Annotated in this window: 22 protein-coding genes; 12 read left to right on the top strand and 10 right to left on the bottom strand. The window is 48.4% G+C overall.

Annotated elements, in window-relative coordinates:
- Positions 1-249: 249 nt before the first annotated feature.
- Both IE064_RS03740 and IE064_RS03735 read left to right on the top strand, forming a co-directional pair.
- Positions 250-525, top strand: coding sequence for a chemotaxis protein (locus IE064_RS03740; protein ID WP_189616500.1), 276 nt, complete (start codon positions 250-252; stop codon positions 523-525).
- 1 nt (position 526) lies between these two features.
- The gene (locus IE064_RS03735; protein WP_229799843.1) at positions 527-1,519 is read left to right on the top strand and encodes a putative metalloprotease CJM1_0395 family protein; all 993 of its coding nucleotides are present in this window, start codon (positions 527-529) and stop codon (positions 1,517-1,519) included.
- On the opposite strand, the gene IE064_RS03730 is transcribed toward IE064_RS03735, so the two are convergent.
- The 4 genes from IE064_RS03730 to cmoA all read right to left on the bottom strand — a co-directional run bounded on the left by IE064_RS03730 (position 1,516) and on the right by cmoA (position 6,063).
- Entirely contained in the window at positions 1,516-2,418 is a 903-nt protein-coding gene (locus IE064_RS03730; RefSeq protein ID WP_189616602.1) for a LysR family transcriptional regulator, read from the bottom strand. The two genes, IE064_RS03735 and IE064_RS03730, sit on opposite strands and share 4 nt — an antisense overlap.
- Before the next feature lie 128 nt (positions 2,419-2,546).
- The gene (locus IE064_RS03725) at positions 2,547-4,286 is read right to left on the bottom strand and encodes a M3 family metallopeptidase (protein ID WP_189616496.1); all 1,740 of its coding nucleotides are present in this window, start codon (positions 4,284-4,286) and stop codon (positions 2,547-2,549) included.
- Between the two features lie 80 nt (positions 4,287-4,366).
- Positions 4,367-5,335: a tRNA 5-methoxyuridine(34)/uridine 5-oxyacetic acid(34) synthase CmoB gene (gene cmoB / locus IE064_RS03720; protein WP_189616493.1), complete on the bottom strand. Its 969-nt coding sequence runs from the start codon at positions 5,333-5,335 to the stop codon at positions 4,367-4,369.
- Positions 5,332-6,063 (bottom strand): carboxy-S-adenosyl-L-methionine synthase CmoA, encoded by a 732-nt coding sequence (gene cmoA / locus IE064_RS03715; protein ID WP_133039612.1) that lies wholly within the window; start codon positions 6,061-6,063, stop codon positions 5,332-5,334. Before cmoA ends, cmoB begins: the two co-directional genes overlap by 4 nt.
- Positions 6,064-6,362: 299 nt before the next feature.
- On the opposite strand from cmoA, the gene aspS reads away from it, so the two are divergent.
- From aspS to ruvB, 5 genes are all read left to right on the top strand, one after another.
- Positions 6,363-8,141: an aspartate--tRNA ligase gene (gene aspS, locus IE064_RS03710; protein ID WP_189616491.1), complete on the top strand. Its 1,779-nt coding sequence runs from the start codon at positions 6,363-6,365 to the stop codon at positions 8,139-8,141.
- A 92-nt stretch (positions 8,142-8,233) separates the two neighbouring features.
- Positions 8,234-8,983: a YebC/PmpR family DNA-binding transcriptional regulator gene (locus IE064_RS03705; RefSeq protein WP_189616489.1), complete on the top strand. Its 750-nt coding sequence runs from the start codon at positions 8,234-8,236 to the stop codon at positions 8,981-8,983.
- Positions 8,984-8,991: 8 nt separating this feature from the next.
- The gene (ruvC, locus tag IE064_RS03700; RefSeq protein ID WP_133039609.1) at positions 8,992-9,513 is read left to right on the top strand and encodes a crossover junction endodeoxyribonuclease RuvC; all 522 of its coding nucleotides are present in this window, start codon (positions 8,992-8,994) and stop codon (positions 9,511-9,513) included.
- Positions 9,510-10,124, top strand: a complete 615-nt coding sequence (gene ruvA / locus IE064_RS03695; protein WP_133039608.1) for a Holliday junction branch migration protein RuvA — start codon at positions 9,510-9,512, stop codon at positions 10,122-10,124. Before ruvC ends, ruvA begins: the two co-directional genes overlap by 4 nt.
- Before the next feature lie 14 nt (positions 10,125-10,138).
- On the top strand, positions 10,139-11,146 hold the full coding sequence (gene ruvB, locus IE064_RS03690; protein WP_189616486.1) for a Holliday junction branch migration DNA helicase RuvB: 1,008 nt from the start codon (positions 10,139-10,141) through the stop codon (positions 11,144-11,146).
- Positions 11,147-11,194: 48 nt separating this feature from the next.
- On the opposite strand, the gene IE064_RS03685 is transcribed toward ruvB, so the two are convergent.
- On the bottom strand, positions 11,195-12,427 hold the full coding sequence (locus tag IE064_RS03685; protein ID WP_133039656.1) for a uracil-xanthine permease family protein: 1,233 nt from the start codon (positions 12,425-12,427) through the stop codon (positions 11,195-11,197).
- 218 nt (positions 12,428-12,645) lie between these two features.
- Here IE064_RS03685 and IE064_RS03680 point away from each other — a divergent pair, with 218 nt between their 5' ends.
- The gene (locus IE064_RS03680; RefSeq protein ID WP_268244728.1) at positions 12,646-13,722 is read left to right on the top strand and encodes a DUF2066 domain-containing protein; all 1,077 of its coding nucleotides are present in this window, start codon (positions 12,646-12,648) and stop codon (positions 13,720-13,722) included.
- Positions 13,723-13,760: 38 nt separating this feature from the next.
- Complete coding sequence (hda, locus tag IE064_RS03675) at positions 13,761-14,471, top strand: DnaA inactivator Hda (protein WP_133039605.1); 711 nt, start codon at positions 13,761-13,763, stop codon at positions 14,469-14,471.
- Positions 14,472-14,528: 57 nt separating this feature from the next.
- On the opposite strand, the gene IE064_RS03670 is transcribed toward hda, so the two are convergent.
- From IE064_RS03670 to bepA, 3 genes are all read right to left on the bottom strand, one after another.
- Positions 14,529-16,448 carry a hypothetical protein gene (locus IE064_RS03670; RefSeq protein WP_189616482.1) on the bottom strand — a complete coding sequence of 640 codons (1,920 nt, stop codon included), beginning with the start codon at positions 16,446-16,448 and terminating at the stop codon, positions 14,529-14,531.
- Between the two features lie 144 nt (positions 16,449-16,592).
- Positions 16,593-16,943, bottom strand: a complete 351-nt coding sequence (gene arsC, locus IE064_RS03665; RefSeq protein ID WP_207569726.1) for an arsenate reductase (glutaredoxin) — start codon at positions 16,941-16,943, stop codon at positions 16,593-16,595.
- Positions 16,944-17,035: 92 nt separating this feature from the next.
- On the bottom strand, positions 17,036-18,508 hold the full coding sequence (gene bepA / locus IE064_RS03660; RefSeq protein ID WP_373295245.1) for a beta-barrel assembly-enhancing protease: 1,473 nt from the start codon (positions 18,506-18,508) through the stop codon (positions 17,036-17,038).
- 304 nt (positions 18,509-18,812) lie between these two features.
- Here bepA and IE064_RS03655 point away from each other — a divergent pair, with 304 nt between their 5' ends.
- On the top strand, positions 18,813-19,901 hold the full coding sequence (locus IE064_RS03655; RefSeq protein ID WP_189616480.1) for an AI-2E family transporter: 1,089 nt from the start codon (positions 18,813-18,815) through the stop codon (positions 19,899-19,901).
- Positions 19,902-19,969: 68 nt separating this feature from the next.
- Here IE064_RS03655 and bcp read toward each other — a convergent pair whose 3' ends face one another.
- Together bcp and IE064_RS03645 are read right to left on the bottom strand one after the other, a co-directional pair.
- Positions 19,970-20,437 carry a thioredoxin-dependent thiol peroxidase gene (gene bcp, locus IE064_RS03650; RefSeq protein WP_189616478.1) on the bottom strand — a complete coding sequence of 156 codons (468 nt, stop codon included), beginning with the start codon at positions 20,435-20,437 and terminating at the stop codon, positions 19,970-19,972.
- Positions 20,438-20,462: 25 nt separating this feature from the next.
- Positions 20,463-21,011 (bottom strand): glycine cleavage system transcriptional repressor, encoded by a 549-nt coding sequence (locus IE064_RS03645; protein ID WP_189616476.1) that lies wholly within the window; start codon positions 21,009-21,011, stop codon positions 20,463-20,465.
- Between the two features lie 173 nt (positions 21,012-21,184).
- On the opposite strand from IE064_RS03645, the gene dapA reads away from it, so the two are divergent.
- Positions 21,185-22,069, top strand: a complete 885-nt coding sequence (gene dapA, locus IE064_RS03640) for a 4-hydroxy-tetrahydrodipicolinate synthase (protein ID WP_189616474.1) — start codon at positions 21,185-21,187, stop codon at positions 22,067-22,069.
- A gap of 4 nt (positions 22,070-22,073) precedes the next feature.
- A complete protein-coding gene (bamC, locus tag IE064_RS03635) occupies positions 22,074-23,189 on the top strand; it encodes an NlpB/DapX family lipoprotein (RefSeq protein WP_189616472.1) in 1,116 nt (371 codons plus the stop codon).
- Positions 23,190-23,458 lie beyond the last annotated feature (269 nt).

Genomic DNA, 23,458 nt, shown 5'->3' with positions numbered 1-23,458 from the left:
AATCAATTACTATATTTAAGTGAACATGTGTTAGCTAAAAATTTTATCGGCTATGACTATAAACGCCTTTTGTTGTTGCGACCAATCAGCGAATACACACAACCATGCAGGGCCGTAGCAGCTATTTGGCAATTTTTACACGGCCAGAGTAGGACTAACACTGTACATGGATGCCAATTTGAACAATAATCAAACAATGTTAGTGTATGACATACACTACAACACATCTTTATTGTTGGAGGAATGACCATGCAAATACAGTCCGCTTTTGCTGCCGGAGTTCAGGGACTGCAAGCCGCTCAATCAGGTCTGACCCAAGCCACTGTTGATGTGGCTCAAGCATCCGTATCACCAGCGTCCCCGACCTCGACAGACACGAGTAGCTCTGTGGCCTCTGTCAGCAGCCCAGACACCACCAGTGCTCTGGTTTCCGCTATGGCTTCTGAGCGTCAAGGTGAAGCTTCTGTAAATGTGCTGCAACGAGCTTCTGACACTCTCGGCAGCATTATTGATATCGAGGTTTAACATGTTCCCGGCGCTTCTTTCTCTGAAAGCGCCAACCGTGACTAGCCTCAGTAACAGTGCGGTTGTTACTGTGCCAGTCAGCTTGGAAGCGTCTGCCAATCTTCATTCCGCAGTAAGTAATTCTCGTTATAACAATACTGATATTAATACGGCTGTGCTGTCTGCAGATAGCTCAGCCGTATTGCCTCAAAGAAACCGTTCTGGATTAGTCAGTTTGTCATTAGGCGTATTAGGGGCCGCTGCTTTAACGGACAATGGAACAGAAACTACCACAGAACAGGATGCTGCCATTGATGATGCGAGTCAGAATGACAGTACCGACAAAGCCAACGGCGATAGTGCTACTGTGGCACAATCACCGCAGCAACAGCAGCAATTAGAACAGCTTAAGCAGCGGGATGATGAGGTTCGCACTCACGAGCGGGCGCATGCCACCGTTGGCGGTGTTTATGCCGGACAACCTCAGTTTGATTACGAAGATGGTGTGGACGGCAAGCGATATGCCGTAAATGGGGAAGTGGACATTGATGTGTCGGTGATCCCTAGCGATCCTCAAGCAACCATGAATAAAATGAAACAGGTTTATGCGGCGGCAATGGCACCCAATGATCCTTCTTCTGCGGATATTCAGGTGGCAGCAGAAGCGATGCGCAAGTATAACAGCGCAAGAGAACAGCTCACTGCACAGCGTAGTGGCACTGATCCTCAGTTAGTCAGCGACGCGGCAAAACAGTATACCTCGCAGACGCCTGTTGCCGACAGTGAACAATCTGCCCAGGATAACGTCAATGCTTATCCGTTGAGTATTGCCAGAATTATGGGACAGGTGAATGCTCAACAACATCATGCTTCGAGTGAAGATCGTAGTCTGCCACCCGTTGCAGCCCATGATCTTGATAATATCAGCCTGCCTAATGCAACGTTAGAAGAGCAGCAATTGCAGCAACAAGATCCTCACTATGTGGGTAATCAATCGGCTTTTGCTGCTGCTTAGTTGCTACGCGGTAACTCCCCATGTTGGGCTAAAATCAAAGCTTCTAGCAATTTAGACGCGGGACCCTGCTTATCTCTTTGGGGGACGACTAGTGTCAGCACAATTCTCCGGCAACTCGAACCTTTGATCTTTAATCGCACCAAATCACCATTCGCCAATTCTTTTTCGACCATATGTGCCGGTACCCAGCAGAACCCAATGCCTTTACTGAGAATCACTTTGGCCTCATGGAAATTACTCACAGTCCAGCGTTGTTCCGCTTTTAGCCAACCCGTTTCCTGCTGTGAGTTAACTCCGGTATCCTTGATGACTATCTGCAGATGCTGCGCCAAGATGTGGTCATCTTCCAGTTCTGGGGTCAGTGCCAATGGATGTGAAGGATGACATACCAGATAAAAATCCAGTTCACATAGGGGCTGAGCGATATAACCTTTGGGAGGGATACCACATATTGCGATATCTACTTGGTTATTCTGAATCAATTCACTAGTGCCGTTGATCACAGTATCGACAACAGTGATACGAGTACCGCGACTTTCGGGTAGGAATGCCGCCAATGCGTCCGTCAACTTATCCATGGGGTATACCAGTTCCCTGGCAACGATTAATGTTGGCTCCCAGCCTTGCTCCAGGTTGTTGGCAAGTTGCTCCAACTCGCCGACAGCTTGTGTTACATGACGAGAACGCCGCAATAGCACTTCACCCTGTTCTGTGAGATAAGCTTTTCTACCACGGACTTCGAGTAATTGAATACCGAGTTGTGATTGCAGCTTGGCTACGGCGTGATTTAGCGATGACTGGCTCTTGTTGAGTTTATCTGCAGCCTGCGCATAGCCGCCGAAGTCAACTACCGCTTGCAGAATACGCCATTGTTCCAGTGTGGATTTTGGTCTATGCATCATCGTAAAAATTAGCTGATTTGATGCTCCATCATGCTAATTTCTTTCGAAATATTCAAACAAAATTCGCTCGATGCTGTGTCAGTGAGGGCGATTCCGTCAATTTACACTGCATTTCAATATTTACCTCAGGGCGTGAAGTGCTCTAAAGGACACCAGGAGGGTAGATGATCAGCAACAAACTGACCTTGATGGATCTGTGCAATGATGCGGTCAAGGGTATTTGTTCCCCAGATTTTTTCCATTAATGGTTCGATACCGCTGCTGTCTTCATTTACCACCAACTCATCAAAAAGTTGATTGGCGGAGCAAGCGGTCGTGGTCTGGTAAATGGCTAAGGCAATGATTTGTTGCCACAACGGTTCATACACTAATGGCCCAGCATCCGCGATTGCATTGAATGAGTATGCGTAATCCTCAGCTTCCGGCCAACGACCGGCAAACAGAGAAGCATAAATCTCTGGTGACGGTGTTGCATCAGGCTGTTGGTAAAACGTTAGTGCGACTGACGCCTGGAATAGTGCCAAATGCTGGCGATAATCCTCAGCAAGCTGCTCCCGACTGTGCGGTTGTGGTTGCAGTTCATGGCTAAAAGCGGCGCTGAGAAAATGCTCTAACCATAATTCACCCACTCTGCCGGCATCCTGGGGTAAGGCAAAACCATTATCAAGATAATAGCGGCCGCCAGATGCCAACTGTGTGACAGCTTCACTTATCGCGCTCACTGCTGTTTGGTAGTCCCACAGGGTTTTCAGTTGTGATTTCAACGCTAACTGACTTTGCCCTGATTGCTGACCAATGACGCTGCGGCGGATCAGTAAATGACGATTTTGGGGCGCATCTGACAGCAGGATTTCCCCTAAAAGACGGTGTTTATGCCACAAGCGGATCCAATGTTCATTAATATATTCATGGCTTATCCCTAAAGACTGCAACCGCGACAGTATGGTCTTTACGAAGGCGCTGCTCGGCATGGTATCTACTTTTGTTGATGGCAACTTTGCTAGTTCTATACCGATATTCCACGGCGATATCGGTAATTTTGTTGTCATTGAATTCAAAAATTTTGATAATTGCTCAGTGGAGCCAATTAACTGTTGTCGCAATAAAAAATCGGCGTAGTTATTGGCTCCGGCACTGATAGCCTGCTGTTGCCGTAGCTGCAGTATTCTCGATAGCATTGGCTTGATCGACGCTTTAGCTCGGGATTGGTAACGTCGCCATACTTCATAGCGGCAATGTTCATCTGGTTGTTGTATCAAATAGCTGGCGATATTGCGCACCAGCCGCTGTTTATTGTCTGCAGTCTGCTCTGATGCTGGTGTGGATACGTTTCCAGTTGTTATCTCTGGTTCTGATGAAGGTAGTGCACAGTCACCAAGCAGCAGCTGAAAATTATCGCTCTTTAAGTGTTGCCGAATGCTAGCTTGAGCGGTACTGAGTCCAGCTTTTTGTTCCAGTGGTAGCTGATGCGTCAACAGATACTGATATTTCTGTGCCAGTGGCCCAAGCCCGGGCGAATCAGTGTGGCGCATTTGGACAATCAACTGTGGGAGTTGCGGATTGGTCAGTACCCGGTCAACGGCATCTGCCAGTGTCAGTTGGCACTGTAATAGCGCTTCTCTGGCTGCATTTGGTAGTGGGAAGCTGCGGTAATAATTCACCTGATCACCGATATTCTGCAAACCGATAGTCTGCCGCTCTAACGCAATGGCCGAGCTGAAATCAGGATGAAAATCCGTACTGTAATTAAGACACTGATTTAGCAACAGTGGAATCGCCCCATTATTGGCGGCGGCGGTGGTTGCAAGACCGCCGCAGCACAGTACTGCAAGCAGTTTCAGGCATTTTGATGTTGGTATCGGCAATAGGGCATTCCTTTTTGGTGACGTTGCCAAGGCCATCCGATGGCACAATTTCCTTATTACCGTTTAGCGCGACTATTTTTTTACTTTACCGCAATAATAGTGGCTCTCTTAGGGGCGGGATAGCCTTCAACGGTAAGATCTATATTGTTTGGATCGAGATAATCCACCAAAGATTCATTGCGCATCCACGGCGTTGTGCGCTGCTCCGCTAATGACGTGACATCAAGGTTAACACAACGGATCTCTTTGAAATCACAACGTCTAAGCCACAGTTCCAGAGCTGCAACTGATGGAATAAACCAGACGTTGTTCATTTTGCCATAGCGATCTTCCGGTACCAATACGGTTTGTTGATCGCCATCGATGACCAAGGTTTCCAGAATTAATTCGCCGCCATCGCGTAGCTGGTCGCGCAATTGCAGTAAGTGTTCAATTGGCGATTTTCTGTGGTAGAGCACGCCCATAGAAAATACAGTATCAAAGGCTTCCGAAGCTGGCATATCTTCGATGCCTAATGGCAACAGATGAACAGGGAACTGGCCTCCTGCAAGTTTTTTAACCGCCTCGAATTGGCATAAAAACAGCGGTGAAGGGTCAATTCCTACCACCATTCTGGCGGCTGCTCCGTACATACGCCACATGTGATAACCACTACCACAACCAACGTCCAATATTGTACGGTTTTGCAGCGGGCTGATGTGGGGGGCCACTCGTTGCCATTTCCAGTCTGAACGCCACTCAGTATCGATGTGGATGCCGTGGATGTCATATGGCCCTTTGCGCCAAGGGTGCAGTAATTGCAGCAGATTTTCCAACTTCTCGCGTTGCCCTGCGGAAAGCTGCTGGCCACTGCCCACTGTAACACTGTCGGCGAAATCAAGCTTGTCTGGTGCCGGGTAGTTGAGTTTAGCCAAGGTTTTTTCCCATTTAGGCAACGCACCGTGATTATTCTCACGTTGCCAATTGCCTAATTTGGCTGGCAGGCTTTCCAACAGACTACTGAGTTGAGAATCGGCAATATCCTGATAAAAACTGCTGAAACTAATCACTTGATTGCTACCATTGAGGCAAAATTAAAACACTGAAACCAGAGATTGGCATGCTGGAAACCGGCTTTGGCAAATCTGGCATAATGTTGCTCGAGCGTGTCGGTTTTCATCACGTTTTCCAGTGCACTGCGTTTCTGACTGATCTCTAACTCACTGTAACCATTGGCACGTTTGAAATCCAAGTGTTGGGCTTCAATCAACTGTTGGATGGTGGCATCTTCAAAGCGCAACTTTTCTGAAATGATTAAGGCTCCACCTGGCAATAACCCCTGATAAATCCGAGTTAGCAGCGTATCGCGTTCTGCTGGCGGTAAAAACTGTAGGGTAAAGTTGAGCACTACCAGTGATGCATTCTCAAAAGTAATATCACGGATATCGGCGCACAATAGTTCAACAGGGGTGTTGCTCACATATGCCGCCAAGTTTTCGCGGCAACGCTCGACCATTGCCGCTGAATTATCCACGGCAATGATGCGGCACTGTCGGTTTTCAATATGGCGCCTGATACTTAACGTTGCCGCACCGAGTGAACAACCTAGGTCATAGACTTGGCTGTTATGTGTCACCAAACGCTTGGCAAAATCGCCAATCGTGTTAACTATCTGGCCGTAACCGGGAACTGAGCGTTTGATCATATCGCTAAAAACGCCAGCAACCCGGTCATCAAAGGTAAAATCTGCAACCTGGTCGTGCATAGTTGCGTAAATGGTGTCCTGAGAACTGTTCATGAGCATATCTGATAGGAGAAAACCGCCGCATTTTACCGAATGCTTGAGTGCGGCAGCAAGTTTGCCGCCAATATATCGCAAACTGCATATATGAATGGCATATTTTAGCGAATTTCTGGCGGAATTTTGAACGGTTATTGAACCGGCGAATAACCGCCTATAGCCAAAGCAGTTAAAGTGTTTGATACTTCACCGTCTGAAACAGAAGGGCTTTGGTAAACGGCAGTTTTTTCATATAATGCCGCCCTTATTTGTGTAATTCATTCCGGCGCCATCCGGCAGCAACAAAGGATAATAAGATGCGCAGCCATTATTGTGGAGACGTAAACAAGTCTCACGTTGGACAAGAAGTCACCCTGGCAGGGTGGGTCAATCGCAGTCGAGATCTCGGCGGCGTGATATTTTTGGATCTTCGTGACCGTGAAGGTTTGATCCAGGTGGTATACGACCCGGATATGCCTGAGGTGTTCAAAGTTGCCAGCAGTCTGCGCGCTGAATTCTGTGTTCAGGTCAAAGGGATTGTCAGAGCTCGTCCCGAAAGCCAAGTGAACAGCCAGATGCGGACAGGCGAAATTGAAGTGCTGGGAACCGAACTGACGATTATCAACGCCGCCGATCCGTTACCGCTGAGTCTGGATAACTACCAGAACAATAGCGAAGAGCAGCGCTTGAAATATCGGTATCTGGATCTACGCCGCCCTGAGATGACACAGCGGTTGATGTTCCGTGCCCAGGTGACCAGTGCAGTGCGCCGTTATATGGATACCCATGGTTTCCTTGATATCGAAACGCCCATTCTGACCAAAGCCACACCGGAAGGTGCGCGTGATTATCTGGTGCCAAGCCGCACTTATAAAGGTGAGTTTTTTGCGTTGCCGCAGTCACCGCAGCTGTTTAAGCAGTTGCTGATGATGTCTGGTTTTGACCGTTACTATCAGATTGTTAAGTGCTTCCGTGACGAAGATCTGCGTGCCGACCGTCAGCCTGAATTTACCCAAATCGATATTGAAACCTCATTTCTGACCTCGGCGCAGGTGCGTGAGATCACTGAAGACATGGTGCGTGGGTTATTCCAAGAACTGCTAAATGTTGACCTTGGTACATTCCCGGTCATGACTTGGCAAGAAGCGATGCGTCGTTTCGGTTCGGACAAGCCAGATCTGCGTAACCCGCTGGAGCTGGTCGATATTGCTGACCTAGTTAAAGATGTCGAATTTGCCGTGTTTAAAGGCCCGGCAAATGATGCCGAAGGTCGCATAGTCACCATTCGGGTACCGGGCGGCGCAGCCATGTCACGTAAACAGATTGATGACTACGGTAAATATATCAGTGTGTTTGGTGCCAAAGGTTTGGCGTGGATGAAGGTCAATGATCTGGCCGCCGGATTAGAAGGCATTCAATCGCCAATCCTCAAGTTCCTCAATGAAGACGTGGTCAATGCTTTGCTGGCACGCACTGAAGCCCAAAATGGTGATATCCTGCTGTTCGGTGCTGACAATGCCACGGTTGTGGCAGAGGCGATGGGCGCGTTGCGTTTGAAGCTGGGTCAGGATTTCAATCTGTTACAGGGCGAGTGGCGCCCGTTGTGGGTGATTGACTTCCCGATGTTTGAGAAGGTTGATGGTGGCTGGCATGCCGTGCATCATCCGTTTACCGCGCCAAGTTCAGTCACCGCCGAAGAGTTGGCTGCCAACCCTGGTGCCGCAGTGTCTGATGCTTACGATATGGTGCTCAACGGCGTTGAATTAGGGGGCGGTTCTGTGCGTATCCACAAACAGAAGATGCAGTCCACCGTGTTTAATATTCTGGGGATTGCAGAGGAAGAAGCGCAGGAAAAATTCGGCTTCTTGTTGGAAGCGCTGCGCTATGGTACTCCGCCACATGCAGGTCTGGCGTTTGGCCTTGACCGTATGGTGATGTTGATGACGGGTGCTAGCTCTATCCGCGACGTGATGGCATTCCCGAAAACCACTACTGCGGCTTGTCCGCTGACCAACGCACCAAGTCCCGCTAACCCACAACAGTTGGCGGAATTGGGGATCAATGTAGTGGCAAAAAACAGCGATAAAGCTGAATAATTATAGTGTTTAACCCGCAATCAAACCGGGGCCAGTGGCCTCGGTCTGTTTATATCAGGCCACTGTTTGCCTGATAGCATGAGGAGTGATTTATGGCAGGTCATAGTAAATGGGCCAACATCAAACACCGCAAAGGTCGTCAAGACGCTAAGCGCGGTAAGCTTTTCACCAAATTTATCCGGGAACTGACGGTCAGTGCTCGTGAAGGTGGCCCTGATCCCGATTCTAATCCTCGATTGCGGGCAGCAATAGACAAGGCCCTGTCTAACAACATGACCCGCGATACCGTCGATCGCGCTATCAAACGTGGTGCCGGTGAGCTGGATGGTGAAAATCTGGAAACCATCGTCTATGAAGGTTATGGCCCCGGCGGCACTGCCGTGATGGTGGAATGCATGACCGACAACCGCAATCGCTCGGTGACTGGTGTGCGTAACGCCTTTAACAAATCAGGTGGTAATTTAGGTACCGATGGTTCAGTTGCCTACCTGTTCACCAAACAGGGAGTGATTTCTTATGATGAAGGCACCGATGAAGATGCCATTATGGAAGTTGCACTGGAAGCGGGTGCTGATGATGTTGTGGTCAATGATGACAGTTCTGTTGATGTTTACACCACACCCAGTGCTTTCGGTGCGGTAAAAGACGCACTGGATGCGGCAGGGTTTGAATCGGTTAACGCGGAAGTGACCATGGTGCCTTCGACCAAAGCTGATTTGGATGAAGAAACGGCGCCAAAATTCCTGCGCCTTATCGATATGCTGGAAGACCATGATGACGTACAAGAGGTTTACCATAATGGTGAAATCTCTGACGAAATTATGGAAAAACTGGACATATAAGGCGGCTTATGTCGATTATTCTGGGTGTTGACCCTGGCTCAAGGATCACCGGTTACGGTGTCATCCAGTGTCAGGGAAGACACCAGCTTTATTTAGGCAGTGGCTGCATTCGTACCTCTTCTGAAGATCTTCCCTCCCGTCTGAAGCAGATTTTCGACGGTATATCTGAAATCATTCGCCAGTATCAACCCGAGCAACTCGCCATTGAACGGGTATTTATGGCAAAAAATGCGGATTCGGCGTTAAAACTCGGCCAGGCGCGGGGCGCAGCGATTGTGGCTGCTACGGTTGCGGGGCTACCCGTTGCTGAATATTCCGCGACGCAAATTAAAAGTGCTATCGTAGGCACCGGAAGGGCACAGAAGTCCCAAGTGCAGCATATGATCCAGCATTTACTGCAACTGCCAGCTAAACCTCAGGCCGATGCAGCAGATGCACTCAGCGTGGCACTATGTCATTATCATACCTGTCAAAGCCTGGTCTCTCTTGGTGGCAAGGCAAGTATCAGAACTTACGGAAGATATAAATGATAGGGCGTTTACACGGTATTTTGCTGGAAAAGCAGGCTCCAGATGTGCTGTTAGATGTGCAAGGTGTAGGCTATGAATTGCAGATGCCGCTCACCAGTTTTTACGAACTACCTGAATTGAACCAAACGGCTACCATCTACACCCATTTTGTGGTGCGAGAAGATGCCCAGCTGTTGTATGGTTTTATCACTAAACAGGAACGTTCACTATTCCGGTTGCTGATCAAAGCCAACGGTGTCGGCCCGAAACTGGCATTAACCATTCTTTCCGGTATGACTGCCCAAGAGTTTGTTAATTGTGTGGAACGCGATGATATTGCCACATTGGTAAAACTGCCCGGTGTGGGTAAGAAAACTGCTGAGCGGTTATTGGTGGAGATGCGTGACAAGCTAAAGAGCCTGCTGGAAACCGCCAGCGGTAATGAGCGCGAGTTCATGCTCAAATCCAACTATACACCTTCAAATCTCAATAGCGCCGAAGAGGATGCGATGGCGGCCTTGCTGGCATTGGGTTACAAACCGGCACAAGCCAGTAAAGCGGTGTCATCGGCCGCTGAAGAGGGGATGGATTCTGAAACCCTCATCAAGGCTGCGCTTAAATCGATGTTATAAGCAGAGACCTGGTTATGATTGAGGCAGACAGACTGATTCAGCCCCACAGTAATAATCCGCAGGAAGAGTTGATCGATCGTGCCATGCGGCCAAAAATGCTGGATGAATACACCGGGCAGAATGAAGCCAGAACGCAACTGAAAGTATTTATTCAGGCAGCCAAAAACCGTAACGAGGCGCTGGATCATATGCTGATCTATGGTCCTCCGGGATTGGGCAAAACCACCTTGGCGATGATTGTGGCCAACGAAATGGGCGTGAATATCAAATCTACATCAGGCCCTGTGTTAGAGAAAGCTGGCGATCTGGCGGCACTGCTGACGAACCTAGAAGCCGGTGACGTACTGTTTATTGATGAAATTCATCGCCTAAGCCCGGTGGTGGAGGAGATCCTTTATCCTGCGATGGAGGATTACCAGTTAGATATCATGATTGGCGAAGGCCCGGCGGCGCGTTCTATCAAGTTGGATATACCTCCGTTTACGCTGATCGGCGCCACCACCCGCGCTGGCGCATTAACCTCGCCACTGCGGGCGCGTTTTGGCATTCCACTGCGGTTAGAGTTTTACAATGTGGATGATCTCAGCACTATTGTGACTCGATCCGCCTCGGTACTCGGGTTGCCATTGGAAGCTGACGGCGCGCGTGAAATTGCCTGTCGTTCTCGTGGTACACCGCGTATTGCCAACCGGCTATTACGGCGGGTACGTGATTTTGCCGAAGTAAAACATGATGGGCGTATTACCCAAGTGGTGGCACAACAGGCGCTGGATATGCTGGATGTGGACGGCGAAGGTTTTGATTACATGGACCGTAAACTATTGTTGGCAATTATTGATAAGTTTATGGGCGGCCCTGTGGGATTGGACAATATCGCCGCCGCGATAGGGGAAGAGCGCGAGACAATCGAAGATGTGCTAGAGCCTTTCTTGATCCAGCAGGGATTTATTCAACGTACGCCGAGAGGCCGTATTGCCACCGATAGAGCTTATCGTCATTTCGATATGATTAAACCAGAATAGCGTGTTTGAACACAAAAAAAGCCGCTCGTTGAGCGGCTTTTTGATGACTTAATGTGTGCTTTCGTGATGATGCAAGTCATGGGGTAGCAACAGATTCATCAGAATCGCCACAATACCGCACAGGCTGATGCCGGTCAGGCTGAAATCCCCCACACCGAACGCCATGCCGCCGATACCAAACACCAAAGTTACTCCGACAATGGCCAAGTTGCGCGGCTGCGCTAAATCCACCTGTGCGCGGATCATGGAGTTAAGACCAATTGCGGCAATAGAACCGAACAGTAGACACATAATCCCACCCATTACTGGCACTGGAATGGTCTGCAATGCGGCGCCCAACTTGCCGACAAATGCCAGGATAATGGCAGTAATGGCGGCCCAAGTCATGGTGACCGGATTAAAGTTACGGGTAAGGGTCACTGCGCCAGTAACTTCAGAATAGGTGGTGTTTGGTGGGCCACCAAGGGCGACAGCGGCCATCGTTGCCAGACCGTCGCCAGCTAAGGTGCGATGAAGCCCGGGTTTTTTCAGAAAATCTTTACCGGTAACATTGGAGATAGCCACAATATCACCAATATGCTCAACTGCCGGTGCGATGGCGACCGGGATCATAAAGGCAATCGCTTTCCAGCTAAATTCGGGAGCAACAAAGTTTGGCACAGAGAACCACGCCGCTTTGTCAATGGCACTGAAATCCACAATACCCATTAACAAGCTCAAAACATAGCCCACAATAATGCCTGCAAGAATAGGCATCAAGCGCAGCAATCCCTTGGCAAAAACAGCCACTGCTATGGTGGTAACCAGTGACGCGATAGAAATAAACAGTGCCGTTTGTTGCGACACTAATACGACACTACCATCGCCGGTTTTCCCCAGCGCCATGTTGACTGCGGTAGGCGCCAAGCCAAGACCAATGATCATGATGACGGGGCCGACGACGACAGGTGGTAGCAATTTAGTGATAAATTCTGGCCCACGTAGTTTGACCAGTGTGGACAGCACCAAATATACCGCGCCAGCGGCGATAAGCCCGCCCATGGTTGCGGAAATTCCCCAATTCTTTACGCCATAGGTAATGGGCGCAATAAATGCGAATGAGGAAGCCAAAAAAATTGGCACTTGGCGTTTAGTCACAATTTGGAAAATCAGGGTGCCGATGCCGGCGGTAAATAAAGCAACACTGGCATCAAGCCCCGTCAACAACGGGACAAGCACCAGCGCACCGAAGGCGACAAACAGCATTTGTGCGCCCTGCAGTGGAAGGGTGAGGTTTTTCATCATTATTATCCGTGGTGTAGGTAAACCGGCATATGCTACCAGCAACCGAATTATATGTTTTGGGTTTTTTAGGCGATATAGTTCAAAATTTTTACAATTGTGCTGATGAGCTTCTCTACGATGTTATGGAACCAGCTGAAGCTGTGGATTAGTCGATTCCGCCAACAACGATCTATGGTACACTTGCGCCACAGGCGCCATTTCAGATTAACTAATTTATGCGCAAACTATTTTTCCGACTGCTCAGTTGTTACTTGTTGTTAGGCTGTATACCAGCGAACGCTGTTGAGGTTAGCCAATTAGATCAATCCATGGTCAGCGCGGCATCGCGATCTGATGCCGACCGTGATGCCGCGCTTCGAGAAGCGCTGGGAAATGTGTTACTGAAAAATTCCGGTGCTCGAGGAGTGCTAAGTAACAGTATGATTGTTGAGAAGTTGTCGCAAGCCTCTTCAATGGTGACTCAGTTCGGTTACTTTGACGATCAAGGACAGCTCAAGATCCGGGCATTATTTGAACACGACAGGATCATCGCCCTGTTACGCGCTGCCGGAGAACCAGTGTGGGGCCGACAACGGCCGTTGACGCTGCTCTGGCTAGCTGCCGACAACAATAGTCAACCGCAGATTGTGGCTGATGGCGCGGATATTGATGAACGTAAATTGTTTGCTGATGCATCTTCTCAGCGAGGCATTCCGGTGTTATTCCCCTTGATGGATCTGGATGATTTGCAAGCGGTAAACATCAACGATGTGCGCGGCCAGTTTGCGGATGCTATCGCGCGCGCTTCCAATCGCTATCAGACAGACTACTTCGCCATGGGTACGCTAGAGCCTGTCGCTGATGGGATTCGATATCAGCTGGCGTTATATACTAAAACCGCAGGCGGTCAGCCTTTTATGCTGCCGTTGGTTTCTGATCAAAATACCGTTGCCGATAAACCAGCCGCTGTCGCAGCCATGATGCTGGCGTTATCAGACTATTTTGTGTCCCGTTATGCGGTGGCAGATTCTGGCGCGTCACAGCAAACAACTGTGTCATTTTCTGGCATTAGTCAAAAGCAGTTAGTGGAAATTGAAGCCTTTTTAAAACAGCTAACCGCAGTAAAGTCTTTTACTATGAGTAAATTGCAGGGTGAGCATGTCAGTTATCGCTTGCAGCTGTTTGGTTCTGTTGATGAATTGAAAAATTTGTTTGGACTGGAATCGCGCATGACGCCGCTCCCAGCCTCAAACAGCAGTGATTTTGATACTGCGGTGAGTGCCGGGACATACGAATGGCACAGCCGTCAGTAACATCGCGGATAATAACAGGCTTGATGGGATAACGCCGATTGACTCAGAATGCGCCACTTCAGTTATCGTTGCCAGTGCACTTACCTGATGACGAAACCTTTGAAAGTTACTACCCCGCTAAGGGCAATGATCAACTGATCCAGACTTTAATCGCCTGCGCTGAAGGGCGAGGACCGCAAGCGCTATTTTTATGGGGCCCAGAAAAGTCCGGGCGTACGCATCTGATCCATGCCGCTTGTGCCCATGCCAACGAAAGTGGGCGTTCCAGCTTTTATGTACCGCTTGGGATCCACGCCAGTATTGCTACTGCATTGCTGGAAGGGTTGGAAATGATGGACTTGGTGTGTATTGACGATGTTGATGCCATTGTCGGTCATCCTTTGTGGGAAGAGGCGTTGTTCGACCTGTATAACCGGGTACTGGAGCGTCAGGGATGTGCGCTGGTTGTCAGTGGCAGACATGCGCCAGCAGACTGTGGTTTCAGTCTGCCGGATCTGGTGTCTCGCATGCAATGGGGGTTGAATTATCAACTGCATCCTATGGCTGATGATGAAAAACTGGCTGCCTTACAGCGCCGCGCCGCCATGCGAGGACTACAACTCCCCGAAGATGTCGGTAAATTCTTGCTAAACCGACTGGCGCGAGATCTGCGGACCTTGTTTGATGTACTGGATAAGCTTGATAAAGCGTCAATGGTGCATCAACGTAAGCTGACCATCCCTTTTATCAAAGAGATGCTCAGGCTTTAGTGCAACTAACTTATAAAGAAGGCCGCAACTGCGGCCTTCGACTTTCATACATAGCGACTATTGCTGCGTCCGTGGTTGGCGCTCGCCACTCAGTCGCAGCGGTTGTTCGGAAATATTCTTCGGTGAGACTAATTGTGGTGTATTTTTGCCATTGTTGCTGAGCGCCAGATTAGCCAGCCAACTTTCGCCGGCACGCATTGCCACTGGCGGTGGCAGGGCCGCCTCAATGGCCGCACCATCCAGTTCCGGCATCAGATAATCAATTATCATCGCCGCTCTTGGCTGAATTGCTGGCTCCGCTATGCGGCCACGCTGGCCCCAGTTCACCGTCACAGTGCTTGAACTGATGACTGCAGGTTTATCAGTAACGGCGACGTCGCGCTGGATCCCCAGCCGATAGCTCATCATCGCCTCTTCAAACAGCATCGCCGCATCTTCTCTGGAGGTGCTGTAGTTATAGAAGTCATTGGCACGGTCAGGGCTAAAGAAACTCGCCACGTCTGCGGGTGAGTAGCTCCTTTCTGTGGCTGTTGCGTTATCACCTAAAAAATTTACCTCAGCTAGCGATTGCATTTCTGTCGATTGCAAAGGCAATGTGTTGGTTAATTGATCTGAACCCAACGCTTTGTTGGCTGAGCGGCGATTGTAATCATCCACTAAGGTTGGCCCTTGCAGACTGCTGTGAATACTGCGCGGGAAATAGTCGTTAGCATGTGCGAGTTCATGGTAGAGCAGGGAGGCTAAATCCGGTTCTAACTCCGATAGCGAACGTGACTGGCGCAGGGCGGGGCTGCGGTATATCGAGGCATAATCGTTGTTCTTTACATAACGCCAAGGCACCAGAAATTGCAGATCTTGACCAAAGGCGGAACGATAATCTGCCGCTTCATTGATGGTATCCCGTTCTGCGGCGGTCAACCAAAGGTCTTCAGGATCGAGATAAATTGCCCCGGTGGCTACCCAATAAAACGATGGCCTGACATCGTAGCTGATCACTATGGCGGTTACTGATTGCAATAATGTGGCGAAGTCGCCATGGGGATCAAGGTTGTCTAGAAATGCTTCAAAATTCTTGCCCATCCAATCATGAGATACCAGCACCCGATTCATAATGGCGGCTTTATCACTGGCATTTTCGGCGGTTTCTTGGCCGATAAGGGGTAATGTGGTCAATGTACAACTGTTGGCCAGCTGATTAGAGTAGACACACCCTCGAAGGACATTACGCCAAGGAGAATCGGCACGATAGCTATGAGTTCGAGCAATGGGTTTGTCAAAATAAGCGGAGTCTATGGCCGCTTCATTTGTAATCAATAGATTGACGTCATCGCTGAGCTGCACATCGTTTGCGGTGCCGGTTGCTCGAAGGATCAGTAGTGAATCACTATTGACTTGTGGCGTTGTAAATAAAGGCACTTCCACATCGTCCAGATTTAATGTGACATCTGGGCCATAAGCAACACACCAACTGAGATTTTGTATTGAACTACCACTGCGACGGTCCACGCGTAGGCTGACATCAGCACCTTCCACCACTTGGTGATCTAGGCGAATACTTAAGCCATCGCCCTCTGTCACTATGACATTTATGATGGCGGTATATTGCTGTTCAGCATTAGCTATCGTCACTTCAAAACCATAATCGCCAGAGCTATCAGCCACAAAAGGTAATACCGCATTATCGGTCACTGTTAGCGTCAGCGGAGTTCCTGACGTCTGCTGCCAGTGAAACTGATAACCGCTACTTGTGCCATTTGCCAGTGTCGCCACTACACTACTTTGTTGGTGAGACAGGTATTGTGACTGCAGATAAAAGCGGATGTTATCGCTGGTGATAATCTGCGGTGTGCTTTGCACGGCGCAGCGAGAAATTGAATTGGCTGGCGTTTCTGGAGGTGTGTTTGCACCGGAATCGCTGCCAGAACCGCCACATCCGGCCAATATAATGCCTATCAGAAAAAACGCTATCCGTTGCATGTGAGGAACCTCCGGCTATATCTGTTATGGAGATATTACAGTTTTGTATCACAGAATATAACATAGCCGATTTTAAAGTCCCTAATGCTTAACGAGTTGAAGATAAGCTGAAAAATCCGAGCAATGTCAGGCGGTTCAGGGCTATTACAGAATACTCAACACTTGCTCTGGTGGCCGGCCAATGACGGCCTTGCCGTTGGCAATAGCAATAGGCCGTTCTATCAGCTTAGGGGTCTGTGTCATGGCGGCAATCAATTGTTCATCCGTCAGTTCGTGGTTGTCCAAACCAAGTTCTTTGTATTCGGCTTCTTTGGTACGCATTAGCTCCCGTGGCGACAGTTGCAACAATGCCAACAGCGTTTTGATGGTGTTGCTATCGGGCGGTGTTTTAAGGTACTCGACAATGTCAATGTGGCAACCGGTGTGTTCTAACAACGCCAGTGCTTCGCGGCTTTTGGAACAACGAGGGTTATGAAATAGGGTTACGTTTGGCATGGAACTCATCACCTTAGCTAAAATATAAACGCGAGCATAACAAAAAAATAACGCCACGTCAGACGCAGCGTTATTCATCGATACCTTGCGATTTATTGCTTCAAACTCTTCATCTGTTCCTGTGCATCTCGGAACTGCCTTAGCTTGGCCTCTATGCGGGCAATCTGTAATGGCTTGCCGTCGGATTCACGGTAAGCGAAGTTTAATTGATCAATGGCGCCTTCATAATTGGCCCGCAACGCCATCACCTCGGCTTTTTCGTAAAACTCCATTGCCTTATCGCCCGTCTGTTGGTAAGCCTCTGATAACATTTGGAAGGGCAACAGGTTTTCCTTGTCGTCAAAGGTCATCTGTTCCAATATCGGGATGGCCTTAGCGGCTTGTTTGTTTTCCAGATAAGCGTTAGCAAGGTTGGTGTTAATCACTAGTGATGAAGGTCGGAAACGTCGCTGAGATTCAAGTAATTTAATCGCTTGATCGTATTTTTTGGCTTCTGTCAGCAAGTCGGTTTTGGTATCCAGATAAAACAGGTTATCAGGATCCTGCTTCAATAAATCATCAATGATTGCTTCAGCGCCTTTGTAATCTTTGAGGCGGAATAATGCTAATGCTTTACCGTACAGCGCTGCTTCTTTGAATACGTAATCCTTTTTATCTAGCTGTTGGTTAAACAGTGATAAAGCTGCCGTATCGCTATAGCTGGAAAAACGCACCTGGATCCTCGCCTTTGCAAGGTGAAAATTCAGGTTAGGTTGCACATCTATGTGTGGATACTGTGCGGCGCGGTCGCGCGCTTCAGAAATTCGCGATTCTGGCAAAGGGTGAGTCAGCAACATTTGTGGTGGTTTTGATGTGTAGCGGTACTTGGCGGCCAGTTTAGCGAAGAAAGTTGCTGCGGCATTCGGGTCAAATCCCGCGGCCACCATAGTGCGCATCCCAAACCGGTCGGCTTCCTGTTCATGTTGCCGGGTATAGTTAATCTGCGACTGCGCGCTCAGTGCTTGGGTACTGGCCAGTGCTGCCATACCCGCCTGCGGGGCGGCAATCGTCAACAAAATTGCACCGAGCATCCCGGCGAGGGTGACGGGCCCGGTTTTCTGCTGCGCTTCAATGGATCTCGCCAAGTGCCGTTGCGTCACGTGCGAGATTTCGTGTGCTAACACCGATGCCATCTCACTTTCGTTATCGGCATACAAAAATAGTCCGGTATGCACTGCCACATGTCCACCAAAGAAGGCGAAGGCGTTGATTTCGTCATTCTGCAGCATAAAAAAATAGAAGGGTGTTCGGACATCGTTAGCATGTGCTACTAGACGGTTACCCAGCTCGGTGATGTACTGCTCAAGCAGCGGATCGTACAGCACCGGCGCCTGTGCGCGAATTACCCGCATATAGGCATCACCGTAGATCATCTCTTTATCAATGCTCAACGCATGACTGGCCGCAGTACCGAGATCCGGTAGGTCATCTATCGCAGCAAAACTGTGAGCAGAGGTGCCAAGACCAACCGCAAGAGTTGTGGCCAGTATCAGGTGTTTACAACGGGAAAACATCAATGTACTCAAGCTGAACCTTCAGAAATATTGCCTCAGCGGTATCACTGCTTGGCTTGTGGTTTGACGTGCAACTTAGGATAATAGGGCAAGTTTATGTTTAGCAAGCATATACGGTTATTTGTTGCACATGCTGGTGATAACATCTGTGACATTATCCGATTGCAGTCATCATTGTGCAATCAGACAATCCCATTTGATAGTATGTTCCCGCAAAGTTCTGTAAATTGGGAACGTTTATACTGGGAGAAAAGTGACTCTCCAGACGATATGCCTGTCACCATGCCAAATCGCTTTTTCATACAGGAAATCTTGAATGTTCGACTATCTTAGCCGTTGGTACCGCGCACGTTTCAGCGATCCACAGGCGTTAACACTGTTATTTATTCTGCTAGGCATTACCCTCATTTTGTATTTCGCCGGCGGTTTGCTGATGCCATTACTGGTTGCTCTAGTATTGGCATTTCTGTTGGAGTGGCCAGTAGCTCAGATGGCGCGAATAGGGATTAATCGCACCATGGCGGCATCGTTGGTCTTGGTACTGTTTATTGGGGTGATGATCCTGATTTCATTTGGTTTAATTCCCAGCATCTGGCGTCAAGGCAGTTCGTTGCTGGCAGAGTTGCCCAATATGCTAGATAAAGGGATCACCTTATTACAGCAACTGGCACAGCAACATCCGCAGTTTATCAGTGTCGAGCAATTAGATTCCATGTTGGCAGAGCTGAAAAAGTTACTGGATACCCAACATCTGCTGGGCATTGGCAAACAGTTGTTAGGTTATTCAGCATCGCTGTTAGTGTTGATGGTTTATGCGATTCTGGTGCCCTTGCTGGTATTCTTCTTTTTGAAAGATAAAGAGCCGCTGATAAAAGGCAGTAAACGTTTTTTCCCAAGCAATCGTGAGTTGGCCCGCAAAGTGTGGTTTGAGATGGAGCAACAGATCTTTAATTACATTCGCGGTAAAGTGATTGAGATTGTGATTGTTGGTATCGCCACTTACATATTCTTTGCTTTAATGGGGATCAATTATGCAGCCTTGTTGGGGGTGGCAACCGGATTGTCGGTACTGATCCCTTATGTGGGGGCCACGTTAGTAACGCTGCCGATTGTCTTGGTGGCATTTTTCCAATGGGGATTTAGCGCCGAATTTGGCTATTTGATGTTGGGCTACGGTATCATCCAAGCGCTGGATGGTAACCTGCTGGTGCCTTTGCTATTTTCCGATGCAGTCGATTTGCATCCAGTGGTGATCATCGCCGCGGTGCTGATTTTCGGAGGACTGTGGGGTGTCTGGGGCGTATTTTTTGCTATCCCGTTGGCATCATTGGTAAAAGCGGTGATTAATGTTTGGCCTAGCACTGATAACACAGCGGCAGTTGCTAAGGTCTCAGTCACTCAGTAATGAATATCCCCGATTAAAAAGCCACTGCAATAGTGGCTTTTTATGATTCGCAATAATAACTAGAGCCATCAGCCCTTGAGGTAATTTAGTACCACCTGGTGATGATCTTTGGTTTTGAACTGATCAAAGACAGTTTCTATTTTGCCATCTTGAGCAATAAGAAAACTGATGCGATGCAGGCCGTCATAGACTTTGCCCATAAATTTCTTTTCACCCCAAACACCAAAGGCATCTGCTATTGCATGATCCTCATCACTGAGCAGATCAAAATTCAGTTGGTGTTTTTCCATAAACTTATGCAGTTTGGCGACCGGATCTGTGCTTATCCCTAACACCACCACGCCAAGTGCCGCTAATTCCGCTTTGGTATCGCGTAGGCCACACGCCTGCACGGTACACCCTGGTGTGAGTGCTTTGGGATAGAAATAAACCAGCACTTTGTGCTGCTGCAGCTTATCCTGCAGTGATATCGGCTCGCCATACTGATTGGGTAAAGTAAAGGAGGGCGCAACTGCACCGGCTTTTAGCGTATTCATGTTGACTTGTCCTTGTAACTTTTGATTAATCTCTTTCGACGACCGGGACGCCTTGCATACGCCGTATGGCACAACTCAGAGATAGCTCTGCGGCCAGCGTGTGCAGGCTTTGCTCCAACTGCGGCAAATCCACTTTTTCCGGCACATTGATGGTGAACAGCAGATGTTGTGTCTGCTGGCCATTATCTAATTCTTCGGCAAAAGATCTTACTGTTGCCAAGTCCAGCGAACGGTCAGCCAGAAACTGCGTGATATTGCGCATGGTGCCACGTTGATCCTGTCCATTAAAGGTCACTTCTAGGCGCGAGATATACGTCAATGGCACATGTTTGGAAGTACGTTTCATGACCATCAGCAGTTCCAACTCAACGCACAACCCTGGCAGTGATGTTTCCAGCTTAGTGATGGCAGGCCAAGAGCCCGCCATCATCATAATCATGGTGAATTCATTACCGAACTGCGCCATGCGACTATCCACAATATCACAATCACAATCTGTCGCCAGACGGGCAAGCTTAGCAACCAACCCGGGGCGATCGGTGCCCATGGCGGTAACGACCAGGTAATTGGTCATGAATTTTCCTCGTATTCTAGGGGCGTTCTGTGACGCTAACACAGCGACACAGGAGAGATTTTTATGCTTTGGCTAATGCTACCACAACTTATTCCAATTGTTAGCCCTCGGCCCCTTGTCATCATTTCGCAGGCTCAGTACCATAGCGAATCCTGAATATTTGGGGAAATCTCATGATTAGCGGAAGTATCGTAGCCTTAATTACCCCTATGAGCCCGGAAGGCTCAGTGGATTACGCCAGTTTAGAACGTTTAGTTGAATTTCATATCAACAATGGTACCGATGCTATTGTTGCGGTAGGTACCACGGGGGAATCTGCTACATTGCCGCTACGTGAGCATGTGGATGTGGTTGCTCACGCGATAAAATTTGCGGCAGGACGTATCCCTGTGATCGGGGGTAACGGTGCCAATGCAACAGCTGAGGCAATTGAGTTGACTCATGCAATGTCAAAGCTAGATGTCGCAGCCATGTTGGGAGTGACACCATATTACAACAAACCACCACAGCATGGGCTGATTGCGCATTACAAAGCTGTTGCCGCGAGCACTGATATTCCGCAAATTCTTTATAATGTTCCGGGCCGTACCTCTGTTGATATGAAGCCCGAAACCGTCGCGCAGCTCGCCAGTGTCCCCAATATCATTGCGGTGAAAGAAGCAACCGGCGATCTCAGCCGGGTAAAAAAATTACGCGAATTGTGTGGCGATGATTTCCTGTTATTCAGTGGCGATGATGCCACCGCCAGAGAGTTTCTTGAACTGGGGGGAAATGGCGTCATTTCTGTGGCAAACAACATTGTGCCAGCCCAGTTTAAAGCCATGTGTGATGCGGCCTTACGAGGCGATGATGCCGCTGCGGTTGCCGCAGAGGCAGAGATTAAAGATCTCTATAAAGCGCTGTTTTGTGAAGCTAACCCTATCCCCGTAAAATGGGCGGCACATCGTATGGGATTGATTAGTTACGGTACAATTCGTTTACCGCTGACTGAACTTTCTGAGGAGTTTCATGGTCTGTTGCTTCAGACAATGAAAAAAGCCCGTATAGAGGTCAAATAATTAGATGTTAAAACTGAAGGAAATTTCACTGGTTGTCGCTACTTTAACAGTAACAGCCTGTACTACACCATTGGAGCGGCGTCAGGCAGATGGCGGCTTTGATTATGTCAATGCGCCAGAGACTAAACCTTTGACAATCCCGGAAGGTTTAAAAACTCCCAAATACAGTCAGGAATATGCCATTCCGCCATTAAAGGCAAAAGCTAATAATGCGGTGGTAGGAGAGGCGTTGGATATTCGACCACCACTACAGATCCTACCCATGGCGGATGGCACCCACGTTGAAGAGGGGAGCGATAATATCAAAGTGGTGGTGGAAACCATTGACAACAGTGTGGATCTGAAAAAAGAGATGTTCACTGTGGTGGAAGGTTTTCTTAAAAGCAAAAATTATGGCATCGCTAAAGAAGATTACGACACCGGCGTCATTGATACCGACTGGATTGACCATGAAGAGGTGATCGACAGTTCTTGGTTTGGTGCTGATAAGGTGTACAAAGTGCGCCAACGTTATCAGTTCATCGTGGAAGTACGCCCCCATGGACGTACCGGTAATCTGATCATTAACTTGTTGGATCATCAACAAAGTTATAACGGTGAAGACAGCCAACAACTGCTGAACAGTGAAGACAAAAAACGTTACACCATCGATATGCTTAACAGTGCTGTTGGCTTTATGGCAAAAGAACGTGCCCGTATTGTGCAGGATATGAAAGTCAAGCAAAGTAAAGGCATAGACATGTCTTATGTTGCAGCGGCAAATGATAAGGGTGAAGGCTACTGGTTGGCTGATGCGCCGTTAAAACGTACCTGGGATCGTTTAGCCTTAGTATTACCAGAAGTGGGCTTTGAGGTGGTGGACATGGACTCTGCCAAAGGGCTTTACTATGTCAAATTCAATGATACCTCTGGTTTCTGGAGTTCATTGTTCAGTGATGACAGCATCAAGCTGAAAGACAAAGCAAACTATCGGTTGTTGGTGGCTCAAGACAAGAATGACGCCAATAAGACAGAGATCCGCATTCGTGATAACGAAGACCAACCGCTCAGTGAAGATAAAGTGCAGAGTGTTTATAAAGCGGTTTCTGGCATTATGAGCGAAGACCGTAAGATCCGCTGATTTTGTCGGTCTGTGAAAAGGCGCCTTTCAGGCGCTTTTTTTATGCCGGTAGTATTTATTTACATTTATCTTCCATCACTAATTATTTTTCACAATATCCGTCACTTCCGCTATTTCGTCGATAATTACTTGAAATGACATAATAAAACTTTTTAAATTCAGTAATATCCGTAATAAAAACATGGTGATAGCACTGGCATTCTGAACCTGTTTTAAGACCCTATTCATATTTCACTTTCAACATCATTGGTAATTGCAAGTATTGCTGC

It is taken from the genome of Shewanella fodinae (assembly GCF_014651955.1).
GTDB classification, from domain to species: Bacteria; Pseudomonadota; Gammaproteobacteria; order Enterobacterales; family Shewanellaceae; genus Shewanella; species Shewanella fodinae.
Note: the sequence above shows the minus strand (reverse complement) of the source record. Positions and strands in the feature narration are given on the sequence as shown.